Source organism: Bradyrhizobium sp. Rc2d (genome assembly GCF_900099855.1).
In the GTDB taxonomy this organism is placed as follows: Bacteria; Pseudomonadota; Alphaproteobacteria; order Rhizobiales; family Xanthobacteraceae; genus Bradyrhizobium.
Window position 1 is genome coordinate 78626 of sequence record NZ_FNCU01000014.1, and the last position, 21168, is coordinate 99793.

The following is a 21168-nucleotide window of genomic DNA, read 5'->3' on the forward strand; positions in this document are numbered from 1 at the left end:
TCGTGGCACAAGTCACGCGGCCGCAATGCTACAATGCAGGCATGAACCGGGGAGGCGCCTTTGGCGGTTAATATGTTGAACATCGAGGGCCTGGAACGGCTCGATCCAAACGCGCCGGTGGTTATGCTGAACCTGATGCGCTTCCACGCGCGTTCGCGCGACGGCAACGGCTCCGGCTGGGACGCTTATCTGCGCTACAGCGCCATCACCGTGCCGATGATCAAGGCGCGCGGCGGCACCTTGCTCTGGACCGGCGAAGCCAGGGCTGTCGCACTCGGACCGCAGGAGGGGAACGACTGGGATTTCGTCGCGCTGGTCTTCTATCCGTCGGTCACAGCCTTCCTCGACATGATGACATCGGAGGCCTACGAGACACAGGCCGACCCGCATCGCGTCAACGGCTGCGCCGAGCACGTCATCATTGCCACCAGCGAGGCGTACAGCAAGCTTACGGCAAAGTAGCGCGCGCTGCTCTTTCCCTCCCCCTTGTGGGAGAGGGTGGCTCGCCGCGATAGCGGCGAGACGGGTGAGGGGTCTCTCTCCGCGCGTCCAACTCTCATTTGAGTGCGCAGATAAAGACCCCTCATCCGGCGCTTCGCGCCACCTTCTCCCACAAGGGGAGAAGGAAGAAGGGTCATCGCGACGACATTTACTTCTTCCGTTCCGCGCTTCCACGCTGGTCCGGCGTCAACGCATCCACGGCCGCGTGGCATGCCGTCTGTAACAGGCGGCAGACCTCCTCCGTCGACCGCTGCGGGCGCAGCGCTGCAAACGTCGGATAGCTCGTCAGCACGAAGATCAGATCGACCGAGTCCCGCACGGCGCGCTTTGCCGCGTGTTTGCCGACGATGCGCGACAGCAGCGCAGCTAGCAATTCGCGCCGTCGCTCGTTGCGTTCAAGCAGCGCTTCGCCGAATTCGGGATCGGTTGCGATGGCCTGGTTGAGTCCGCCGACCGCGGCGTCGTGCCCCCAGAACGTACAGAATATTTCGACCACGCGGTCGAGCGCGGCGCGGGGATCCGCCATCGCCATCACCTCGGCCAGTTCGAACAGCCCGCCCTGGCGTGCGATGTTGTCGAACACGGCCTCCAGCAATCCGCGCCGCGATCCGAACTGGTTGTAGACGGTCAGCCGCGTGACGCCGGCCGCCTTCGCCACCACATCGAGTGAGAAGTTCGCAATGCTCGCGTCCTTGCGCAACAGGCGCGCACCGGCCGCGATGATACGTTCGCGCGTCTCCGCCGCCGCGGAAGCCCGCGCGGAGCTCACATAGTTGCGCTTCGGCATGGCCTTGCCATTCTGTTGACGTATTGACTATACATAATGTATATCAAATTTAGAAGCTGGTTCGGAGCTTGCCATGCACACCGCCCTTGTGATCGCCCTGTCGCTTCACGTGTTGTCATCCGTGTTCTGGGCGGGATCAAGCTTCGCGTTGGCCCGCATCGGCGGAGTGGGCGGCGAGCAACTGGTCTTTCCACAACTCGGCGCGGCAACGATTGCGATCCTGACCGGCGGCTATCTCGGACATCTCATTCATGCCGGCAGCTTCGGCACGACAGAGCAGGTGCTCGCGGTCGGTGCGGTCTGCGCACTGATCGCGGCCGGTGTTCAGGCGGCAATCGGTCCCCGTGCGCTCGCGTCCTTGCGTCGTGGCGTCGGCAATCCGGAGGATCTGCGTTCACGTATCGCCGGGGCTCAACGCGTGGCGGCGGGCCTGCTCGGCATCGCCGCGCTCTGCATGGGCGCACCGCGCTACATCTGAAGGATGCCTAGCTCGCCTGCTTCCGCGACGCCACGAACACGCCCGACAGCACCAATGCAAAACCGATGAAGTGGAACGCCTGCGGGCGCTCGCCCAAAAAGACCATCGCCATGATCGAGCCGAACACCGGCACGACGTGGAAGAACGGCGCGGCGCGGTTGGCGCCGATCAGCCGGACGCCGCGGTTGAAGCAGAGATAAGCGAGCGTCGAGGGGAACACCGCGACATAGAACAGGGTCAGCAGGTTCGGCCCGTCGAGCTTCATCACGGGGCGCGCGAACAATTCCCAGATCTCCAGCGGAATGAGGCAGGCGGCGCCGCAGCCGAAGGTGAAGGCGAGGAACGAGAGGCCGTGCATCGGTGGACGCTTCAAGGTCAGCACCGAATAGAGCGCGAAAATGACGAGCGCGACGATGAAGATGAGGTCGCCCTTGTTGAACTCGATGTTCGACAGCGTGGTGAAATCGCCATGCAGCAGGATCGTGAGCACGCCGCACATCGACAGCAGCACGCCGAAAGCCTGCGCCGCGGTGAGTCGGACGCCGAGAATGGCCAGCGACCACAATGCCACGATCAGCGGCGCGGCCGACTGGAGCAGCAGCGTGTTCAGCGCCTGGGTATGCTCCAGCGCCCAATATTGCAGCGTGTTGAAGGCGCCGATGCCGGTGACCGAGAGCGTGACCATCAGGCCGAGCCGCCCGCGGATCGCGGCCCAGTCCTGAGCAAGATGCTTCCAGGCGAATGGCAGCACCAAAAGGAACGCAAAGAACCAGCGCAGGAACGACAGCGTCACCGGCGGGATGTGGCCGGCGGCGAGCCGACCGACGATGGCGTTGCCGGCCCAGCACAGCGCGGTGATGCTGAGCAGCAGGTAGGGCTGGTTGGCGATCCAGCTGTGACCGGATGTATCGGTGCCGGTGGTCTGGGCGGTTGCGGACATTGTGATCGTCATGGCCCCGCGGATAGCGCCGAGCGCCCCGGTCCGGAAAGGTCCGGGCCGGCTCATCGCCCGGCTCTGCTCAAAGACACGGAAATCGAGATCGCATCAACGGGGGGCGGATGCATCGCGACTATGCAGGGACCGACATGGCGCCTTACGCTTTGGTCGAAGCCCGTTCCGCCGTTCCAGAGGCTTCTGGATTTTCAGGGGATATCAAAGGCTTGGGTCGGGCTTTGGACCTCGAAAAAGCCCCGTTCTTGCTTGCCTAGAGGGGCTGCTTCCTTTATCCGGTTGGCTGCCTTGCGTGCGGGCGGCTCCGGCCGCCGATTGGGCTGGGCGCAGGCATGATCCCGGAAGAGTGGGCACCGGTTTTCCGCGAGGATCATGCCTCCTAGAGACAGATTGAATAGGGATTACCCGCGAATGGCCAACGTTGTCGTCGTCGGCGCCCAGTGGGGCGACGAAGGGAAGGGCAAGATCGTCGACTGGTTGTCGGAGCAGGCGGACATCGTCGTCCGCTTCCAGGGCGGCCATAACGCCGGCCACACGCTGGTGATCAACGGCAAGACCTACAAGCTCGCGCTGCTGCCCTCCGGCGTGCTGCGCGAGGGCAAGCTGTCGGTGATCGGCAATGGCGTGGTGTTCGATCCGGCCGCCTTCCTCGACGAGGTCGCCAAGCTCAGGGCGCAGGGGGTCGAAGTCAGCCCAGACAATCTGCGCATCGCGGAAAACGTCACGCTGATCCTGCCGCTGCACCGTGAGCTCGATGCGCACCGCGAATCCGCCAGTGCGGCGACCGCGATCGGCACGACGCGCCGCGGCATTGGTCCTGCCTATGAGGACAAGGTCGGCCGCCGCGCCATCCGCCTGATGGATCTTGCCGATCATCAGACGCTGCCGCACAAGATCGACCGCCTGCTGGCGCATCACAACGCGCTGCGCCGCGGCCTCAACCTGCCGGAATTCGACAGCGCGGTGATCCTGAAAGAGCTGATGGCGATGGCGCCGCAGCTGCTGCCCTATGCCGAGACGGTGTGGCGGCTGCTCGACATCGAGCGGCGCGCCGGCAAACGCATGCTATTCGAGGGCGCGCAAGGCGCGCTGCTCGACGTCGATCACGGCACTTATCCCTACGTCACCTCGTCCAACACGGTGGCGGCGCAGGCCGCGACCGGAGCCGGCCTCGGGCCGGGCGCGGTCGGCTACGTGCTTGGCCTGTGCAAGGCCTATACGACCCGCGTCGGCCAGGGCCCGTTCCCGACTGAGCAGGACAACGAGACCGGCCGCAAGATCGGCGAGCGCGGCCGCGAGTTCGGCACCAATACCGGGCGGCCCCGCCGTTGCGGCTGGTTCGACGCCGTGCTGGTCCGCCAGGCGGTCCGGACCTGCGGCATCAACGGCCTGGCGCTGACCAAGCTGGACATTCTCGACGGCTTCGACACGATCGAGGTCTGCACCGGCTACAAGCTCGACGGCAAGGAGATCGACCATTTCCCGGCCGGCGAGGGCGCGCAAAGCCGAGTCGAGCCGATCTACGAGACCATCGAGGGCTGGAAGGAGCCGACCGCCAGCGCGCGGTCCTGGGCCGACCTGCCGGCTCAGGCCATCAAATATGTCCGCCGGATCGAGGAATTGGTCGGCTGCCCGGTCGCACTGCTTTCCACCAGCCCCGAACGCGAGGATACTATCCTGGTGCAAAATCCGTTTGAGGCTTAACGATATCTTACCGGGACGCGCGTATAGTTGAGTTGAAATGGCTGATTACTATCCGCTGATCGCCCGCGCAATTGCCGCCCTGGATCCCAACGCTCCCGGCGAAAGCCGTCGCGCGCTCTATGAGCGGGCGCGCACGGCGCTGATCGCGCAGCTCCGCAGCGTGCAGCCGCCGCTCTCCGAATCCGAGATCACCCGCGAACGGCTGTCGCTGGAAGAGGCCGTCCGCAAGGTCGAATCGGAGGCCGCCCAGCGCGCCCGCGAGGCCTCGCGCCCCGGTGGGGGCACGCGCAGCAGCGGCAGCGGCGATGCCTTCCGCCGGGCCAGCGCCCGCGCCGCCGAAGGCAACGCTCCCGCATCTCAGCCGGCCGCACCGCGCACGCGTCCGGCCCCGACCCCGCCGCGTGCCGACCGCCCGTCCTTCAACGTCGATGACCAGGACGAGGCGCCGCGGCCGCCGCGCGCGCCGCGTTTCGACGCCCCGCGCCAGCCCGGCCCGTCCGCGCCGCCGCCGGAGCCGCCGGCGCCTCCACCGGCCGGACGCGATCGCGCGGGTGCGCGCCGTCCGCCGGACATGGGCCCGCCGCCACCGCTGCCACCCGCACCGGGCGTGCGCGGCTTCCGCGACATCACGGCCGATGCCAACGATCTCGGCGGTGCTGCCGCGCAGGCGAGCCGTGCCGCGCGCCGCACCTACGCCAATGTGCCCTCGCCCTCACCGGAGTTCGACCGGCTTGAGCCGAGCCTGGAAAACCGTAGCGGCGAGGCAGAGGCGCCCTATTCCTACGACGAGTCGATCGAGGAGGCCGAGCGCTACACGCCGCAGTCGCCGCGTCCGCGCATCGCCGCCGAGCGCGACGCCAAGAAGCGCGTCCGCACCGGCTCCGCCTTCCCGTTCAAGAGCGCGATCGCCGTCGGCATCGTGCTGATCCTAGTCGGTGCCGGCATCCTCTGGGGCAAGCAGCTGGTCCAGGTCGTCAACGGCTTTCTCAAGCCGTCCGCGACCCAGGTGGTGGAGGCGCCGAGTCCGGCCCAGCCGCAGAGCAAGCCGAAGATCCCGGATCGCGTCGGCCAGCCTTCGGCGAGCGACCAGCCGGTTGCGCCGGTGGCGCAGAAGGTCGTGCTCTATGACGAGGATCCGTCCGATCCGAAGGGCAAGCAATATGTCGGCTCGGTGGTGTGGCGGCTGGAGCCGATCAAGGCGTCCGGCAACCAGAAGGCCGACCTCGCCGTGCGCGCCGACATCGAGATTCCCGACCGCAAGTTCAAGATGACGATGTCGTTCCGCCGCAATACCGACTCCTCGCTGCCGGCGAGCCACACCGCGGAACTGACCTTCATCCTGCCGCAGGATTTTCCGGGCGGCAGCGTCTCCAACGTACCGGGCATCCTGATGAAGTCGAACGAGCAGGCGCGCGGTACGCCGCTCGCCGGCCTCGCGGTCAAGGTCACCGACGGCTTCTTCCTGGTCGGCCTGTCCAATGTCGACGCCGACCGCTCCCGCAACGTCCAGCTCCTGAAGGAGCGCTCATGGTTCGACGTGCCGCTGGTCTACGCCAACCAGCGCCGCGCCATCATCGCGATCGAGAAGGGCGCCCCCGGCGAGCGGGCCTTCAACGACGCGTTCGCGCAATGGGGCGATTAGGGCCAAGCAGATACGACCTTCGTCATTCCGGGACGCGCAGCTTGTCCGCCGAAGCTCGAAGAGCGAAGGCGCGAACCCGGAATCCATCGCGCGGCGGGTGACGTCGACAAATGGATTCCGGGTTCGACGTTTCCGGGCCGCGCTTTGCGGGTCCCGTCGCGTCGCCCCGGAATGACATCCTGGATGGACGAAATGATTGTTACTGCGCCGCCGCTTCCCGCTTGCGCGATGCTGCGGCGGCTGCGTGCTCGCGGTCCATGACAGCGCGGCAGGCAGGGCTGACCCGCGCCTTGTTCCGCACCATGCAGGCGGTGATTCTGGGGATATCAGGGATTTCACTGGAGCACAGCCGCATCGCATCGCCCGAGCACATCTGCTGCGCTTCGGACGAGAAGGCGAGACCAGGTGATGACTGGAATGCGACGGCGGTGGTGGCGACGGCGAAGAGAGCTGCGATCGTCTGAGAGCGTGTCATGCTGAATGGGTCCCCGAGTTCCGTGGGCTTGAGCCACTTGGTTTTTGGGGCGCCGCACGCGGCTTGATCTGCCGCATGTCACAGCCTTCACGTCGGGAACTCAATCCCGCATGTGGTCGCTCGATTTCCTGATGTTCGAATCGAAAAGTGCTGCGCCGCCCGAAGCGAAGTATGCGCCATTGTCACGCGGCTGCAATGGTCAGCGCAAAGGAATTCGCAATTGTTGCACGCGAGTCACGTCGCGCGCGATCAGATCAGCCGATCGGAGGATGCGCTCGCTTGTTCTGCATCGCTCGCGCCGAGAGCGGCGGCGTGTTCCTCCACGGCGGTGACACCCTTGGGCGTGAGCTCGAACAGATCGCCGTCCTTCATCACATAGCCATCGGCGATCAGTTCGCCGATCTTGCCGTGGCGGTCGTCGGCGAAGGCAACCGACTGGCTGATGTCCCGCAGGATCGAGAGTTGTTCGTCGCGCAGCATGGCCTCACACTCCGTTCGCGGGTTCCGGTCCTCACATGCCGTGGCTCTGAAACACCTTGCTGCAAGACTTCGACAGCTTGGCCCGGTTGGCCTGCAGGCAGCTCTGAACCGCGCTGTCGTTGCCGAGGTCCTTGCGGCACAGGCGCGATGCATCCCGCGAGCAGGCCTTCTGCTCCTGCGGCGTGCCCATGTGGCCTTGGCCTTGGGCAAGAGCAGGTGCGTTCGACAGACCGGTCAGGGCTGCCAGCGCGATTGTCGCCAGAACGAGTTGACGGGCCATCGGCGGCTCCAATCTGCCAGGGTTAAATTCAGGTCCTGCATGAACTCATCGCCCTGCCACTTGTTCCCCTCAAGGAGGCCTGCGCCCCGCTATTCAAGGTTCCCGTGGCGCTGCTATAAGGCTGGCGAAGTTGAGGGGATGCTCGATGAAACGCTATCTGGTGTTTGCGCTGGTCGGCCCGTTCGTCGGCGGGTTCCTACTGCTGCTGACGACGACCTATCAGTCCGGCTATTGGGCCCAGACCAGCCTCGGCGAGGTTGGCAAGCTGTTCGCTGTGTTCTTCAAGTCCCTGCAATACAGCTATCTGTTCGGCATCCTGCCCTCGGTGATGCTTGGCGCGGTCGACGACATCCTGGTCCACATCAGGCGGATCGGCCCGGGCTTGCGGATGCTGCTGGTCGGCCTGCTCGCCTTCGTCCTGGCCTCGCTGATCTACAGCTCGCGCGGGCCGGATTCGGGCGCGGTGCAGTTCATCCTGTACGGCCTCGTCGGGTTCGTGCCCGCGGTGATTTCGTCCTGGCTCGTGCATCGATATGTCGAGGAGCCGCAAGCCGTGGCGGCACCGACCTGAGCGCGCGACCATCGGGCGCGGCGCCGCAACCTCTGCCGCGGCAGCGCGTTCTTTGGAGGCCATGACCATGTCCGACGACGATATCCTTGCTCCGCGCCGATCCCGTTCGGGAAGCGGCTCGCGGGCGACCTTTTCAGGCAAGGAGGCGCGCGGGCCGATCATCGACCAGGAGGGGCACGAGATCCGTCCCGAGACGCTGGAGCAGGGGTTTCGCGAGTTTCGCTTCGAGTTCGGCCAAGGCAATCCGTTCGGCAATCTGACGCGCGAGCAGCGGATCGCGCGGCTCGAGGCGATCGCAAAGTTGCTCGACGTCGCCTTCATCCTGCCCGGCACCAACATCCGCTACGGCATCGACGGGCTGATCGGACTGATCCCGGTCGTCGGTGACATCATCACCACCGCGATCTCGTTGTGGCTGGTGCGCGAGGCGAGGGCGCTGGGCGCGCCCTGGTACATCACGGCGCGCATGCTCGGCAATGTCGCGGTCGACGGCGTGGTCGGCATGGTGCCGTTCGCGGGCGACGCCTTCGACGTCATGTTCCGCGCCAACATGCGCAACGTGCGCCTGCTCCGCCGCTGGCTGGAGAAGCAGCCGCGGATCTGAAGTCCTAGGAATTTTGATGAGCCATTCGAGTGTCAGGCTCGCTACACCCCTCCCGCTTGCGGGAGAGGTCGGCGCGTAGCGCCGGGTGAGGGTTTTCGCCTCTTGGGGGTTCTCGATCGCGGAGATACCCTCACCCCAGCCCTCTCCCGCAAGCGGGAGAGGAGAACTAACAATGCAAAAAGCGCGACGGCCCTTCGGCCATCGCGCTTTCTGCGCACATCGGAGGCTTGCGAAAAAGCTTACGCCGCGTCGGCGTCGGTGCTGGCATCAGCCTTGCGGCGACGGGGCAGCGGGAAGGCTTCGCTCTCATAGAGCGAGCGGATGCCGTTCTGGTCGAAGCGCGCTTCCTCGACCTGGAGATAGGCGCCGTTCAGCGAATCCGTCGGCAACTGCTCCATCGCGAACTGCACGGCTTCGGCCGCGGTGCCGAACCGACGATAGGTAAAGCCCGCGCGCTTCTTCTTGCGGATCGCGGCGGGGAAAAGTTCGGCGGAGGTGTTGAAGTTGAACGGACGCAGTGGACGCATGGTCAAAGACCTCGTGATCTTCTCTGGGGCTTTAAGCGCGTGGGGTTGGGGAGGGCAGAGGCCGCAATCGAGCGGGCCCGCCGCACATGTCATTTTCGCCCCCTAATATAGGCCGTTTTGACAGAAATGCGACCCCTGCGATGGGAGAACATGAATCCGCGCATGGCAGCCCCGCGCGCGAAATAAATCAAGCAATTTCAATGTGTTGTATGGTTTACAATTTGCCAAGAAGCAACAGCACGACCAGCACTACCAGTACGACGCCGCCGATCCCCATGCCGGAATGGCCAAGGCCATAGCCATAACCGCCGAAGCGGCCGGACAGGCCGCCCACGAGATAGATGATCACCAGGATGATCAGGATGGTCCCGAGTGACATGGCATCCCTCCCTGGCGGCCGCCAAAATGCGCTGATCGGCCGCACCGCCAGAGGAGAAAAGCACATCAAGCCGCCGGGTTCCATGCTGGAACCCGGCGCGCGCGAGCTTATTTCGGCTCGAGCTTCAGCGCTGCGGAGTTGATGCAGTAACGCAGGCCGGTCGGCCCGGGGCCGTCGGGAAAGACATGGCCGAGATGGCCGCTGCACTTGGCGCACAGCACCTCGGTGCGGATCATGCCGTGGCTGGTGTCCCGCTCCTCGTCGATATGGCTCTCGACCGCGGGCTCGGTGAAGCTCGGCCAGCCGCAGCCGGAATCGAACTTGGCGTCGGACTCAAACAACACGTTGCCGCAGCCGGCGCAGACGTAAGTGCCGGCGCGCTCGTCGTGCTCATATTCGCCGGAGAAGGGACGCTCGGTCGCCTTCTCGCGCAGCACCGCGTACTGCATCGGCGTCAGCTCGCGCCGCCACTGCTCTTCGCTCTTGATGACCTTGTCGTCCGTTATTTTCGTCTTGGCGTCGGGCATGGGTCTCCCGTTTCTCTCGTGATCTCGCGATCAGTTGGTTGCCTTGCTGGCATTCACCAGCGTCGGCTTCTGAATGTAATTATCCGCGAACAGCTTTTTCAGGTTCTCGACCTTGGGGAGGTCGTTATAGGCGATGTAGGGCTGGTTCGGGTGCAGCGTCAGATAGTCCTGATGATAGGCCTCCGCCGGATAGAATGCCTCCAGCGCACCGACCTTGGTCACGATCGGCTTGTTGAAGACGCGGGCGCCATTGAGCTGGGCGATATAGGCCTCCGCCACCTTCTTCTGCTCGTCGGAGGTGGTGAAGATCGCCGAGCGGTATTGCGAGCCCACGTCAGGGCCCTGGCGGTTGAGCTGGGTCGGGTCGTGCACCACCGAGAAGTAGATCTGGAGGATCTTTCCATAGGAGATCTTCTTCGGGTCGTACTTGATCTCGACCGACTCGGCGTGACCGGTGCGGCCGCTCGAGACAGTCTGGTAGTCGGCGGTCGCCTTGGTGCCGCCGGCATAGCCGGAGACGGCATTGATGACGCCTGCGGTGTGCTGGAAGACGCCCTGAACGCCCCAGAAGCAGCCGCCGGCGACGACGGCGGTCTGGATTCCGCTCGCGGGCGCTGCATCCATGGCGGGGGCCGGGATCACGACCGCATCCTCCGCGGCCCGGGACGGCATGGCAAAGGCCAGCGTCAGGGCGGCGGTTGCGGCGAACAGGGACAGGACGGCAGGTCGGCGCATGGCGATCCTCTTTCCGAAGGTCTGACAGTCTAGGGCGGCCGGCGTCGGGCGAACAGCCTGCGCGGCGGCGTTTTCGATCATCCGAGATACGGGCACGGGGGGCGATCGTTACGCCGGGATGGACACGAGTCCGTGAGAAGTGGCTTCGGAGCGCGCGACTTGGCGGGATGCGGAACTCCGCGCTAGATGAACCCGCACGATCGATGATCGATCTGGAAAATGGTGGCTGGAGCGGACCTGACAACATGCTGCGCGTCATTTCCCTGATCCTCGTCGTCCTGGCCGCCTCCGCCTCGCTCGCCTTGGCCGATCCGCAAGTCGGCGACGATCTCGCCATTTGCCGTGACCGCCAGGCTGAGCTTCAGGCCCGCGCGACGGCCTGCGACAATCTGCTCAACGCCGACCGTGTCGCCGGCAAGGACAAGGCGATCGCGCTGTCCGTGCGCGGCAACACGCTGATCAACAAGCGCGACTACGTCCACGCCATCGAAGTCCTGTCCACGGCCCTCGACCTCGATCCCGATTATGTCGTGGCGCTCAATCTGCGCGGTCTCGCCCATGAGCGCAGGGGCGAGGACGACCTCGCGATGGCCGACTACAATCTCGCGCTCCAGAAGCGGCCGGCCTACGGCGTTCCCTACAACAACCGCGGCGTCATCCAGGCGCGCCGGGGCGCGAAAATTTTTATTTTGTTGCGGGGAAGTGACGTGTGACACGACACCGGCGCCACATTCACGATGTGCCGTAGGGTGGGCAAAGCGACTTGTCCGCCATAGCTCGAAGAGCGAAGGCGGAAGCGTGCCCACCATTTTTAACGTGTGCTTGGATAAGTGGTGGGCACGGCCCTTCGCGCCTTTGCCCACCCTACGGCAGCGTCACACCACCACGCTCAATCGCTTCGCCGCCCGCGTGATGCCCGTGTACAGCCACCGCGCCCTCGAGTCCTGAAACGCAAAGCTTTCGTCGAACAGCACGACGTCGTCCCATTGCGAGCCTTGCGATTTGTGCACGGTGAGCACGTAGCCATAGTCGAACTCGTCATAGGGCTTGCGCTGCTCCCAGGCGATCTGCTCGATGCCGCCCTCGAAGCAGTCGGCACGTACCGAGACCTTCGTCACCTTGTGGCCGAAATCCTCGTCGGGCGACAGCCGCATGCTGAGGATGCGCGATTTCGAGCGTGAGGTGTTGCGCGACTTCACGCGCCACAAGCCGCCGTTGAACAGGCCCTTCTTGCGGTTGTTGCGCAGGCATACCAGCTTGTCGCCGGCGACCGGGAATTGATCCTCGATGTTCTGGCGCTGGCGCACCCGCATGTTGTAGGCGCGTCGGGTATTGTTGCGCCCGACCAGGACCTGGTCGGCGCCCATGACGCGGTCAGGGTCGAGCTCCTTGCGCGAGACCACCTCGCTCTCGCCGTAACGGCCGATGTCGAGCTCGCGGCCCTCGCGAACGTCCATCGACATCCGCACGATCGGATCGTCCTGGGCCTGGCGATGCACCTCGGTCAGCATCGCATCCGGCTCCGAATTGGTGAAGAAGCCGCCGCCCTGGATCGGTGGCAGCTGCGCGGGGTCCCCTAACACCAGCAGCGGGCAGTCGAACGACATCAGGTCTCGGCCCAATTCGGCGTCGACCATGGAGCATTCGTCGATCACGATCAGCTTGGCTTTTGAGGCCGGCGCGTCGTCCCACAGCTCAAAACTCGGCTGCTCCTCACCTGATTCGCGGGCGCGGTAGATCAGGGAGTGGATGGTGGAGGCATCGTCGCAACCCTTGTTGCGCATGACCAGCGCCGCCTTGCCGGTGAAGGCGGCGAACTTCACCTCGCCGTCAACGCCCTCAGCGATGTGCCGCGCCAGCGTGGTCTTGCCCGTGCCGGCAAAGCCGAACAGGCGGAACACCGGCGGCGTGCCACCCCGGCCGGGCTTTGCTTTGAGCCAATCGCCAACGGCCTTGAGCGCGGCGTCCTGATGCGGGGTGAATGTCGCCATGTCTGTCTTGAAGAAGGGCGAAATCGACCGATTCGCCATCCCCCAAAACTAACCATTCGCAGCGCCCGTTCAAGCCGGGCCGACCACCCTACTGCCAGCCGGGAACGCCGCGCATGTCGGGCAATTGATGGGCGATGCCCTTGTGGCAGTCGATGCAGGTCTTTTCCTTGGTGAACAGGAAGCGCTGGTGCGCCACCGAGGCCCGCGGCGACTGTTTCGTGATGTCCATGGAATCGGCGCTGTGGCAGTTGCGGCATTCCAGGGAATCGTTGGCCTTGAAACGCTCCCATTCATGCGCCGCGAGTTCGAGCCGGTGGTCGAGGAATTTCTCTCTTGTGTCGATCGTGCCAAAGATCTTGCCCCAGACCTCCTTGGAGGCCTGCATCTTGCGCGCGATCTTGTCGGTCCAGTTGTGCGGCACGTGGCAGTCCGGGCAGGTGGCACGCACACCGGAGCGGTTGCTGAAATGGATGGTCGATTTCAGCTCGGCAAAAACGTTGTCCTTCATCTCGTGGCAGCCGGTGCAGAACTTCTCGGTGTTGGTGATTTCCAGCGCGGTGTTGAAGCCGCCCCAGAAGATCACGCCGGCCGCAAAGCCCGCCAGCACCAGCACGCCGAGCCCGAACACCGAGCTCGGCCGGATCAGCACCTGCCAGAGTTCGAGCGCAAAATCCCAGCTGCGCGCGAGAAGGCCGCGCGTCGTCTTGCGCTTGGATTCATCAGCGGTCGTCGTCATCGCCGGCCACCGGGGCTGGCGCGCGACAGCAGCGTGTCGATGTCGGTGAAATCGTTGCTGACGGGCGGATTGGCGGTATTCTGCGGCACGTGGCATTCCGTGCAGAAGAAGCGCCGCGGTGAGACCGAGCCCAGCAACTGGCCGTCACGGTCCATGAAGTGCGTGATCGAGACCATCGGCGCCTGCGATTCCGCGGTGCGCGCCCGCGCGTGGCAGGACAGGCACTTGTTGCCGTTGAGATCGACCTGGTAGCCATCGATCGTGTGGGGGATCACCGGCGGTTGCTCCGGATAATTGCGCACCTCCCTCTCGGAAGTATTGCGGTTCGGCAGCATCGGCGGCGCCGGGCCCTCGTCGTTGAGCGGGGTCGGGCCGCGCAGGCCCGATGTCACCGTCTGCGCGGTCAGGGAGCTCGCGCCAGCTGCGATCGCGAAGGCGAGCAGGACGATTGCGGATCGTTTCATCATGACATGCTCACCCGCTCGATGCGCACGGCGCATTTCTTGAAGTCGGTTTGCAGCGAGATCGGATCGGTGGCGTCCAGCGTCACCTTGTTGATCAGCTTGGATTCGTCGAACCACGGCACGAACACGAGGCCGCGCGGCGGCCGGTCGCGGCCGCGCGTCTCGACGCGGGCGCGGATGAAGCCGCGGCGGGAGACCACCTTCACTTCATCCCCGCGGCGGAGCTTCGCCTCCTGCGCGTCGTCAGGATGCATGAAGCAGACGGCTTCGGGGAACGCCTTGTAGAGCTCGGGCACGCGGCGCGTCATGGTGCCGGAATGCCAGTGCTCCAGCACGCGGCCGGTGGACAGCCAGAACGGATAGTCGTTGTCGGGCGATTCCGCCGGCGGTTCGTAGGGCAGCGCGAAGATGCGCGCCTTGCCGTCGGGATAGCCGTAGAACTGCACGTCCGTGCCCTGCTTGACGTAGGGGTCGCTGCCCTCGCGGAAGCGCCATTTCGTCTCCTGGCCGTTAACGACGGGCCAGCGCAGCCCGCGCTCACGGTGATAGGCGTCGAACGGCGCGAGGTCGTGGCCATGGCCGCGGCCGAAGGTGGCGTACTCCTCGAACAGGCCCTTGTGGACGTAGAAGCCGAACGCCTTGGACTCGTCGTTGAGATAGCCGGGCTCGATGTCGGAGACCGGAAATTTGTCGACCTGGCCGTTCCGGTAGAGCACGTCGAACAGCGTCTTGCCGCGAACCTCCGGCTTCTTGGCGATCAGCTCCTCGGGCCAGACCTCCTCGATCTTGAAGCGTTTTGAAAATTCCATCAGCTGCCAGAGATCGGATTTCGCCTCGCCGGGCGCGGAGACGAGCTGATGCCAGAACTGCGTGCGCCGCTCGGCATTGCCATAGGCGCCTTCTTTCTCCACCCACATCGCGGTCGGCAGGATCAAATCGGCGGCAAGCGCGGTCACCGACGGATAGGCGTCCGAGACCACGATGAAATTGTCGGGGTTGCGGAAGCCGGGATAGGTCTCCTCGTTGGCGTTGGGCCCGGCTTGCAGGTTGTTGTTGACCTGCACCCAATAGGCGTTGATCAGGCCGTCCTTCAGCATCCGGCTTTGCAGCACGGCGTGCGCGCCGTTCTTGTCGGGAATCGTGCCCTCGGGCAGCTGCCAGATGTGCTCGGCGTGATCGCGGTGCGCCTTGTTGGTCACGACCATGTCGGCCGGCAGGCGGTGCGAGAAGGTGCCGACCTCGCGCGCGGTGCCGCAGGCCGACGGCTGGCCGGTCAGCGAGAACGGGCTGTTGCCGGGCGCGGAGATCTTTCCGGTCAAAAGATGGATGTTGTAGACGAGGTTGTTGCACCAGACGCCGCGGGTGTGCTGGTTGAAGCCCATGGTCCAGAACGAGACCACTTTTGTTTTTGGATCGGCGTAGAGCTCGGCGAGCGCCTCGAGGCGGTTCAGCGGCACGCCGGACATCTGCGCCGCCTTCTCCAGCGTATATTCCGAGACGAACTTGACGAACTCGTCATAGCTCATGTCGGTGGCATCGTTGGGTTTCGCCGCGCCGGTCGCCTTCTTCTGCAACGGATGCTCAGGCCGCAATCCATAACCGATGTCGGTCTGGCCGCGCTTGAATACCGTATGTGCGGCAACAAAATCCTTGTTGACGCGGCCGGTCTTGATAATGTGGTTGGCGATGGCGTTGAGGATGTAGAGGTCGGTCTGCGGCTTGAACACCATGCCGATATCGGCGAGGTCGAACGAGCGATGCTCGAAGGTCGAGAGCACGGCGACGCGGACATGCGGCGCGGAGAGACGGCGGTCGGCCAGACGCGTCCACAGGATCGGGTGCATCTCCGCCATGTTGGAGCCCCACAGCACGAAGGCGTCGGTCGCCTCGATGTCGTCATAGCAGCCGGGCGGCTCGTCGATGCCGAAGGTGCGCATCATGCCGGCCACCGCGGAAGCCATGCAGTGACGCGCATTGGGATCGATGTTGTTGGTGCGGAAGCCGGCCTTGAACAGCTTTGAGGCGGCATAACCTTCCCAGATCGTCCACTGGCCGGAGCCGAACATGGCGACGCCGTTCGGCCCGCGCTTCTTAATCGCCTCCTTCCACTTCAGCTCCATGATGTCGAAGGCTTCGGTCCAGGTAACAGGCGTGAACTCGCCGTTCTTGTCGTATTTGCCACCCGTCTTGCGCAGCATCGGCTGCGTCAGGCGGTCATGGCCGTACATGATCTTGGAGAGGAAGTAGCCCTTGACGCAGTTGAGGCCGCGATTGACCTCGGCCTTGATGTCGCCATGGGTGGCGACGATGCGATTGTCCTTGGTCGCGACCATCACCGAGCAGCCGGTGCCGCAGAAGCGGCAGGCGGCCTTGTCCCACTTCATTTCGCTGTTGTTGCGCTCGGTGACGAGATTGGCGGCGAGCGCCGGAGCCGGCAGCCCGGCGGCAGCGGCCGCGATGGCGGCCGCCTCCAACTTCAGCATCTGGCGGCGGTCGAGCTTGGGCGATGTCATGATGGCTCTCCCGGCCTTTAGGCGGTTTCGATGGCGTGAAAGACCAGCGCCGCGGAATAAACGTTTGGCAGCGACTGGATGGTGTTGAGCAGGGTGCCGAGGCTGCCTGCATCAGGCGCTTCGGTCACGACGACGAGTTTGCCGCGCGCGTCGCGGCCATGGATCTCGCAGCCGGCCAACCCAGTGATTTCGGCTTCGACCTCAGCGAGCCGCTCGGGCCGCGCCTGCACCAGGATGCTGGCGATCTCGCATCCCGGCGGCGGGATGATGCGTTCATTGCTGAGCACCCGGCCGGTGACTAGGGCACGGCGGTTGAGTGTGGCCTTGTTGAATGAGGCTTTGTTGAGTGAGGCTTTGTTCAGTGAGGCTTGGGCCATGATGCCTGCCTTTCGCTTCTTAGGGATCAATGCGGGGAGGGTGGCGGGCCGGGAGGGCCGGCGAACATCTGGTAGATCCAGACGCCGAGGCCGTAAGAGCCGACGGTCCCAACCGCGAGGACGGGCATCACGATTGCGGTCAGAAACAGGAAGGCGAAGATCTCCATGCGCTTACGGCGCACGCGGTCTGTCGTGTCGTCAGGGGCCGACATATTCGGACTCTCTGATAGGGATATGGGAAGCGAGACGGCATCCGGGCCGTTACCTGCCGGCACCTTAGGAGGATGAGGTCCAGTTACCTTGATTTGGATCAACGGCTCAGGGCGAGGGCGCGTCGCACACAGCAAGCGTTAGCGTTGCGTTGATCCCGCGTCATGCCGAGCGATGTCCGTATGACGGAATTGCTAGTCGATGGACAGCGCCACCTCGCGCATTAAGATGCGCTTAACAAGAACAATGCGGGAGAGCGACGCCATGAAGTTCGGCATCTTCTACGAGCTGCAACTGCCACGGCCTTGGGTGGCCGGCGACGAACTCAGGCTCTACCAGAACGCGCTCTCGCAGATGGAGTTAGCCGACAAGCTCGGCTACGACCACGCCTGGGTGGTCGAGCATCATTTCCTCGAAGAATATTCGCACTCGCCTTCCCCGGAATCCTTCCTGGCGGCGGCCAGCCAGCGCACGCAGAAGATCAGGCTCGGCCACGGCATCCTCCAGCTCACGACCAACCATCCGGCGCGCGTCGCCGAACGCGTCGCGGTGCTCGATCTGCTCAGTAACGGCCGCTGCGAATTCGGCATGGGCGAGAGCGCGTCCATCACGGAGCTCACCCCGTTCAGCCGCGACATGGAGACCAAGAAGGAGGTGTTCGAGGAGGCCGTGCGCGCGATCTTCCCGATGTTCAAAGACGGCGGCAGCGAGCATCACGGCAAGTATTTCGACATCCCCTTGCGCAACGTCGTGCCGAAGCCGGTGCAGAAGCCGCATCCGCCGCTGTGGATGGCGTGCTCGCAACTGCCGACCATCGAGCGCGCCGGCCGCCACGGCTTCGGTGCGCTCGGCTTCCAGTTCGTCAGCGCCGATGCCGCGCATGCCTGGGTGCACGCATATTACAACGCGATGACCAAGCGGCTCACCAAGCTCGCCGATTACGAGATCAATCCGAACATGGCGCTGGTCTCGTTCTTCATGTGCGCCAAGACCGACGAAGAGGCGCGTGCCCGCGCCGACGGAGCCACCTTCTTCCAGTTCGCGCTGCGCTTCTACGGTGCCTCGCAGAACCGCCAGCGGCCCGCGCCCGGCACCGTCAACATGTGGGACGAGTACAACAAGTGGAAGCGCGACAATCCGCAAGCGCAGGAGGCGGCCTTGCGCGGCGGCCTGATCGGCTCGCCCGAGACCATCCGCAGGAAGCTGAAGCGATTCCAGTCTTCGCATATCGACCAAGTCATCCTGCTCAACCAGGCCGGCAAGAACAGCCACGAGCACATCTGCGAATCGCTGGAGCTGTTCGGCCGCGAGGTGATGCCCGAGTTCCAGAACGATCCGGCCCAGGCGGCGTGGAAACAGGGTGTGATGAGCGGCGAGATCAAGCTGGAAGAGATCGATACCCAGGCTTTTACGGATCGCTACGGCAAGCTCGCGATCAACGTCGCCCCGGTGAAGGCGGCCGCGGGATAGGCCGTTCGTTAAGTCATGTTGCTGACGCAATCTCTGTCTTAGTCGGTGACAACTTAAAACACTGCGTGGGAACCGCCCTGGTTCACACAACGGTTCCATAGCCAAGGGGTTGGCGCGAATCCGCAAAACATCGGCGCAAGTATCGTGAACGCTTCCGCGTTCGCTTGCGCCTGTTTGCGGTGTCGGGAACCGGACGACGAAAAAATCACAGGAGTTATGATGCTGTTCCGCTCGAGCGCCGCAATTTGCGGCGCCCTGCTTGCGCTTGCCGTTTCTGTTACCGTTGCTCGAAGTGAAACGCGTGGAGGTCACTCAAATGCCATCGTCGATGTCGATGCCGTCTCTGGGAATGCGGTCGTAGGCGCCGCATCCATGTACAATCCATTCAAGCCCGGCAAGGAGGAGGGCGGTCCGCGCACAGCATCCGGCGAGCGTTATGATCCCTCTGCCTGGACGGCTGCCATCAAGACAAGCTTGCGCCGGAAATTTGGTGGGGTCCAATTTGGTGTGAGGCCGAAATATGCCCTCGTCGAAGCCGCAGGCAAGAAGGTCATCGTCAAGATCAATGACGTCGGACCACTCAGGCCCGGCCGCATCATTGACTTCAACGAGCGCACGATGCGCCATTTCGATCCGAGCCTGGAGCGCGGAGTCATTAAGGACGTGAGGGTCAGCCCGCTTTCGGGGGACGATTGGACACTGGGACCAGTGGGCTGAAAATCCGACGTGGAAGCGGCAGTGCACGTCCCGGACAGCGAGGCTCTGAAGAGGCGCGTCAATCTAGTCCCAGTATGGAATGGCTGGGCGGGCGATCATCAGCCAGAAGATAGCCAGCACCGCTGCGAACGCCGGAAATCCGAAGGCGAACCACCACCGGAAGAGACGGTCATACTCGGCGGGCAGCTTGGCGTCGGTCTCGACCGCACGGACGGCAAGATCGCGCATTTGCATCTGCATCCACACGACAGGCAGCCAGAAGGCGCCGGTCACCACATAGAGTGCGATGGATGCCGCAATCCAGCCATCGCCAAGGGAATACCCGCTCGACCAGGCGAGCCATGTGCCGGTGATCGGCTGCAGGATCACGGCACTCGCCGTGAACAGGACATCGGCGAGCACGACCGTCCGCCCGACCCCCGCGATCTCGCGCGGGTCACCGCGTAGATGCGCCACCAGCATGAAGAAAGCGATGCCGGCACCGGTGCCGAGCAGGACCGCAGCACCGATGATGTGCAGCATCTTCACAAGGAAATAGAGCATCAGCGGTCCTCTCGGATCGCCATGGCGACCAGATTGAGCATCAGCACCGGCCAGATCTTCAGCATCGGCCCGAGTGGATCGGCCCACAGCCGCGGCACCAGTGTCGTACCGATCACGACATAGGTGAGCGAGATGATCAGTGCTGCCCACAGCCCATAGCGGCTCAGAGGCCGGTAAAGAATTGCAAGGCCAATGACGATGTCGGCGAGTGCGCCGGCGATGACGGTGAGGGCCGCGAACTGTTCTTGCAGCCTGCCTTCCCGGAGCAACGACATTCCAATTTCCCAGCCCGGGCCGAGCGAGATGATGCCTGTGGCGATCCAGAACAGGCCGAAGACGCAGAATACCAGCGGCTTGAGCACATAGAGCCGTGCGAACCAGCGTTCCTGCACCGAGGCGGGCTCGCGTGCGAGCGCGAGTTCGAGATCGCGCGGCCTCACCCCGGTGACCTGACGCCAGGGCTCGGGATCACCGGTCGCGCCGCGCCGCATCTCGCCCTGTGCCGTCGCGTTGACCGGCGTTGCCCAGCCCAGCATCTGCGCAACGTCACCGGCGCGGTAGGCTGCCGAAGCCGCCCAGGAAGGCAGGTGCAGGCGGTAAGCCGGCCTCCAGCGCAGCCAAGAGCGAAACAGCGCGACAGCGTCGCTAAAGGCCATCCGCCGTGGACCGGCCAGATCAAGCGCGAGGCGGGAAGGCGCGCCAGGTTGCAGGAAGAACACAGCCGTGTCGACGACGTCGTCGAGATGCACCGGTTGGATCGCCGCCGTGTCCGGCATGACCGGTAGAACCGGTAGTGACGCCAGCCCTCGCAATAGCGCGCTGCCACCATAGGCGGGCCGGCCCACCACGACGGAAGGCCGCAGTACGACCCAATCGAGGTCCCGCGCCATCAAGGCGGCTTCGCCGTCCCGCTTGGTGCGAGAAAAATCGGTCCGGGCATCGCGATCGCTGCCGATCGCCGAGAACAGGATGACACGGCGGACGCCCGCGCTTTCACAGGCGGCATAAAGCGCCGCACTGCCGGCGACATGAACGCCTTGCATGTCCTGCCCCTGCAGGGCACCCGCCGCGTTGATGACGGCATCGACGCCCGCAAGCAGGCTCTTCCATGTCGAAGCATCGGTGGTCCGAGCAACATCGAGGCTGATGTGGCGCGTATCGGGTGCCGCCGCATGACGCGACACCAACACGCATTCATGCCCTTCGGCGGACAGCCTGGCGTGGATTGCCGATCCGATAAGCCCCGTACCCCCAACGAGAAGGATGCGCATTACCGGGTCCTTCGGTTGGCGGCCCAGATACCGCAAACCGCTTCAAACTCTGATGATGCTGACGAATAAAGCCGGGCTGATGCGATCGTTCCTCGCGGCGGAACTGGTGAGCTCGCTGCAACCACCGCCTAGATTGCCGGCCGTTACCGCTTACGCTTCTGCGCCCATCGCGGACACAACATCGGCCTTGGTCCACGGCAGGTTTTGACCCCGTTGCAGCCTTTCGACCTGTCG

At 64.4% G+C, this 21168-nt stretch carries 25 protein-coding genes and 1 pseudogene; 9 read left to right on the plus strand and 17 right to left on the minus strand.

What is annotated here, in order from left to right:
- Nucleotides 1-72: 72 nt before the first annotated feature.
- Nucleotides 73-462, plus strand: a complete 390-nt coding sequence (locus BLV07_RS18875; protein WP_091888302.1) for a DUF1330 domain-containing protein — start codon at nt 73-75, stop codon at nt 460-462.
- 187 nt (nt 463-649) lie between these two features.
- Here the strand turns inward: BLV07_RS18875 and BLV07_RS18880 are convergent, their stop codons facing one another.
- Nucleotides 650-1288: a TetR/AcrR family transcriptional regulator gene (locus BLV07_RS18880; RefSeq protein ID WP_091888304.1), complete on the minus strand. Its 639-nt coding sequence runs from the start codon at nt 1286-1288 to the stop codon at nt 650-652.
- 73 nt (nt 1289-1361) lie between these two features.
- On the opposite strand from BLV07_RS18880, the gene BLV07_RS18885 reads away from it, so the two are divergent.
- Nucleotides 1362-1766 carry a hypothetical protein gene (locus BLV07_RS18885; RefSeq protein ID WP_091888306.1) on the plus strand — a complete coding sequence of 135 codons (405 nt, stop codon included), beginning with the start codon at nt 1362-1364 and terminating at the stop codon, nt 1764-1766.
- Between the two features lie 7 nt (nt 1767-1773).
- Here BLV07_RS18885 and BLV07_RS18890 read toward each other — a convergent pair whose 3' ends face one another.
- Nucleotides 1774-2706, minus strand: a complete 933-nt coding sequence (locus BLV07_RS18890) for a DMT family transporter (protein ID WP_091888308.1) — start codon at nt 2704-2706, stop codon at nt 1774-1776.
- A gap of 423 nt (nt 2707-3129) precedes the next feature.
- Between BLV07_RS18890 and BLV07_RS18895 the strand changes: the two genes are divergently transcribed.
- A complete protein-coding gene (locus BLV07_RS18895; protein WP_091888310.1) occupies nt 3130-4422 on the plus strand; it encodes an adenylosuccinate synthase in 1293 nt (430 codons plus the stop codon).
- Nucleotides 4423-4459: 37 nt separating this feature from the next.
- A complete protein-coding gene (locus tag BLV07_RS18900; RefSeq protein ID WP_091888312.1) occupies nt 4460-6064 on the plus strand; it encodes a hypothetical protein in 1605 nt (534 codons plus the stop codon).
- A 199-nt stretch (nt 6065-6263) separates the two neighbouring features.
- Here the strand turns inward: BLV07_RS18900 and BLV07_RS18905 are convergent, their stop codons facing one another.
- From BLV07_RS18905 to BLV07_RS18915, 3 genes are all read right to left on the minus strand, one after another.
- Nucleotides 6264-6539 (minus strand): hypothetical protein, encoded by a 276-nt coding sequence (locus BLV07_RS18905; protein WP_244551141.1) that lies wholly within the window; start codon nt 6537-6539, stop codon nt 6264-6266.
- Nucleotides 6540-6788: 249 nt separating this feature from the next.
- The gene (locus tag BLV07_RS18910; protein WP_091888314.1) at nt 6789-7019 is read right to left on the minus strand and encodes a hypothetical protein; all 231 of its coding nucleotides are present in this window, start codon (nt 7017-7019) and stop codon (nt 6789-6791) included.
- A 31-nt stretch (nt 7020-7050) separates the two neighbouring features.
- Nucleotides 7051-7299: a hypothetical protein gene (locus BLV07_RS18915; protein ID WP_091888316.1), complete on the minus strand. Its 249-nt coding sequence runs from the start codon at nt 7297-7299 to the stop codon at nt 7051-7053.
- A gap of 145 nt (nt 7300-7444) precedes the next feature.
- Between BLV07_RS18915 and BLV07_RS18920 the strand changes: the two genes are divergently transcribed.
- Nucleotides 7445-7870 (plus strand): DUF5413 family protein, encoded by a 426-nt coding sequence (locus BLV07_RS18920; RefSeq protein ID WP_091888318.1) that lies wholly within the window; start codon nt 7445-7447, stop codon nt 7868-7870.
- Between the two features lie 61 nt (nt 7871-7931).
- A complete protein-coding gene (locus BLV07_RS18925; RefSeq protein WP_091888320.1) occupies nt 7932-8474 on the plus strand; it encodes a DUF4112 domain-containing protein in 543 nt (180 codons plus the stop codon).
- A 239-nt stretch (nt 8475-8713) separates the two neighbouring features.
- Here the strand turns inward: BLV07_RS18925 and BLV07_RS18935 are convergent, their stop codons facing one another.
- The 4 genes from BLV07_RS18935 to msrA all read right to left on the minus strand — a co-directional run bounded on the left by BLV07_RS18935 (nt 8714) and on the right by msrA (nt 10642).
- Complete coding sequence (locus BLV07_RS18935; protein WP_091888322.1) at nt 8714-9001, minus strand: hypothetical protein; 288 nt, start codon at nt 8999-9001, stop codon at nt 8714-8716.
- A 214-nt stretch (nt 9002-9215) separates the two neighbouring features.
- On the minus strand, nt 9216-9380 hold the full coding sequence (locus BLV07_RS18940; protein ID WP_091888324.1) for a DUF3309 family protein: 165 nt from the start codon (nt 9378-9380) through the stop codon (nt 9216-9218).
- A gap of 107 nt (nt 9381-9487) precedes the next feature.
- Nucleotides 9488-9907, minus strand: a complete 420-nt coding sequence (gene msrB / locus BLV07_RS18945) for a peptide-methionine (R)-S-oxide reductase MsrB (protein ID WP_091888326.1) — start codon at nt 9905-9907, stop codon at nt 9488-9490.
- Between the two features lie 30 nt (nt 9908-9937).
- Nucleotides 9938-10642, minus strand: coding sequence for a peptide-methionine (S)-S-oxide reductase MsrA (gene msrA / locus BLV07_RS18950; protein ID WP_091888485.1), 705 nt, complete (start codon nt 10640-10642; stop codon nt 9938-9940).
- A 245-nt stretch (nt 10643-10887) separates the two neighbouring features.
- Here msrA and BLV07_RS18955 point away from each other — a divergent pair.
- Nucleotides 10888-11319, plus strand: a pseudogene (locus BLV07_RS18955) (tetratricopeptide repeat protein); the annotation flags it as partial.
- A gap of 198 nt (nt 11320-11517) precedes the next feature.
- On the opposite strand, the gene BLV07_RS18960 reads toward BLV07_RS18955, so the two are convergent.
- From BLV07_RS18960 to napE, 6 genes are all read right to left on the minus strand, one after another.
- A complete protein-coding gene (locus tag BLV07_RS18960; RefSeq protein ID WP_176945624.1) occupies nt 11518-12633 on the minus strand; it encodes an ATP-dependent DNA helicase in 1116 nt (371 codons plus the stop codon).
- An 88-nt stretch (nt 12634-12721) separates the two neighbouring features.
- Nucleotides 12722-13369 carry a NapC/NirT family cytochrome c gene (locus BLV07_RS18965; protein ID WP_091888330.1) on the minus strand — a complete coding sequence of 216 codons (648 nt, stop codon included), beginning with the start codon at nt 13367-13369 and terminating at the stop codon, nt 12722-12724.
- Nucleotides 13366-13836: a nitrate reductase cytochrome c-type subunit gene (locus BLV07_RS18970; protein ID WP_176945625.1), complete on the minus strand. Its 471-nt coding sequence runs from the start codon at nt 13834-13836 to the stop codon at nt 13366-13368. Before BLV07_RS18970 ends, BLV07_RS18965 begins: the two co-directional genes overlap by 4 nt.
- Complete coding sequence (napA, locus tag BLV07_RS18975; protein WP_091888334.1) at nt 13833-16346, minus strand: nitrate reductase catalytic subunit NapA; 2514 nt, start codon at nt 16344-16346, stop codon at nt 13833-13835. The genes BLV07_RS18970 and napA overlap by 4 nt, the downstream gene beginning before the upstream one ends.
- Nucleotides 16347-16363: 17 nt before the next feature.
- A complete protein-coding gene (locus tag BLV07_RS18980; protein ID WP_091888336.1) occupies nt 16364-16723 on the minus strand; it encodes a chaperone NapD in 360 nt (119 codons plus the stop codon).
- Between the two features lie 26 nt (nt 16724-16749).
- Entirely contained in the window at nt 16750-16935 is a 186-nt protein-coding gene (napE, locus tag BLV07_RS18985; RefSeq protein ID WP_091888338.1) for a periplasmic nitrate reductase, NapE protein, read from the minus strand.
- A gap of 262 nt (nt 16936-17197) precedes the next feature.
- On the opposite strand from napE, the gene BLV07_RS18990 reads away from it, so the two are divergent.
- The gene (locus BLV07_RS18990) at nt 17198-18403 is read left to right on the plus strand and encodes an LLM class flavin-dependent oxidoreductase (protein WP_176945626.1); all 1206 of its coding nucleotides are present in this window, start codon (nt 17198-17200) and stop codon (nt 18401-18403) included.
- A 216-nt stretch (nt 18404-18619) separates the two neighbouring features.
- Nucleotides 18620-19120 carry a septal ring lytic transglycosylase RlpA family protein gene (locus BLV07_RS18995; protein WP_176945627.1) on the plus strand — a complete coding sequence of 167 codons (501 nt, stop codon included), beginning with the start codon at nt 18620-18622 and terminating at the stop codon, nt 19118-19120.
- 63 nt (nt 19121-19183) lie between these two features.
- Here BLV07_RS18995 and BLV07_RS19000 read toward each other — a convergent pair whose 3' ends face one another.
- Both BLV07_RS19000 and BLV07_RS19005 read right to left on the minus strand, forming a co-directional pair.
- Nucleotides 19184-19663, minus strand: coding sequence for a DUF2269 family protein (locus BLV07_RS19000; RefSeq protein WP_091888342.1), 480 nt, complete (start codon nt 19661-19663; stop codon nt 19184-19186).
- Nucleotides 19663-20934 carry an SDR family oxidoreductase gene (locus BLV07_RS19005; protein WP_091888344.1) on the minus strand — a complete coding sequence of 424 codons (1272 nt, stop codon included), beginning with the start codon at nt 20932-20934 and terminating at the stop codon, nt 19663-19665. The genes BLV07_RS19000 and BLV07_RS19005 overlap by 1 nt, the downstream gene beginning before the upstream one ends.
- Between the last annotated feature and the right edge of the window lie 234 nt (nt 20935-21168).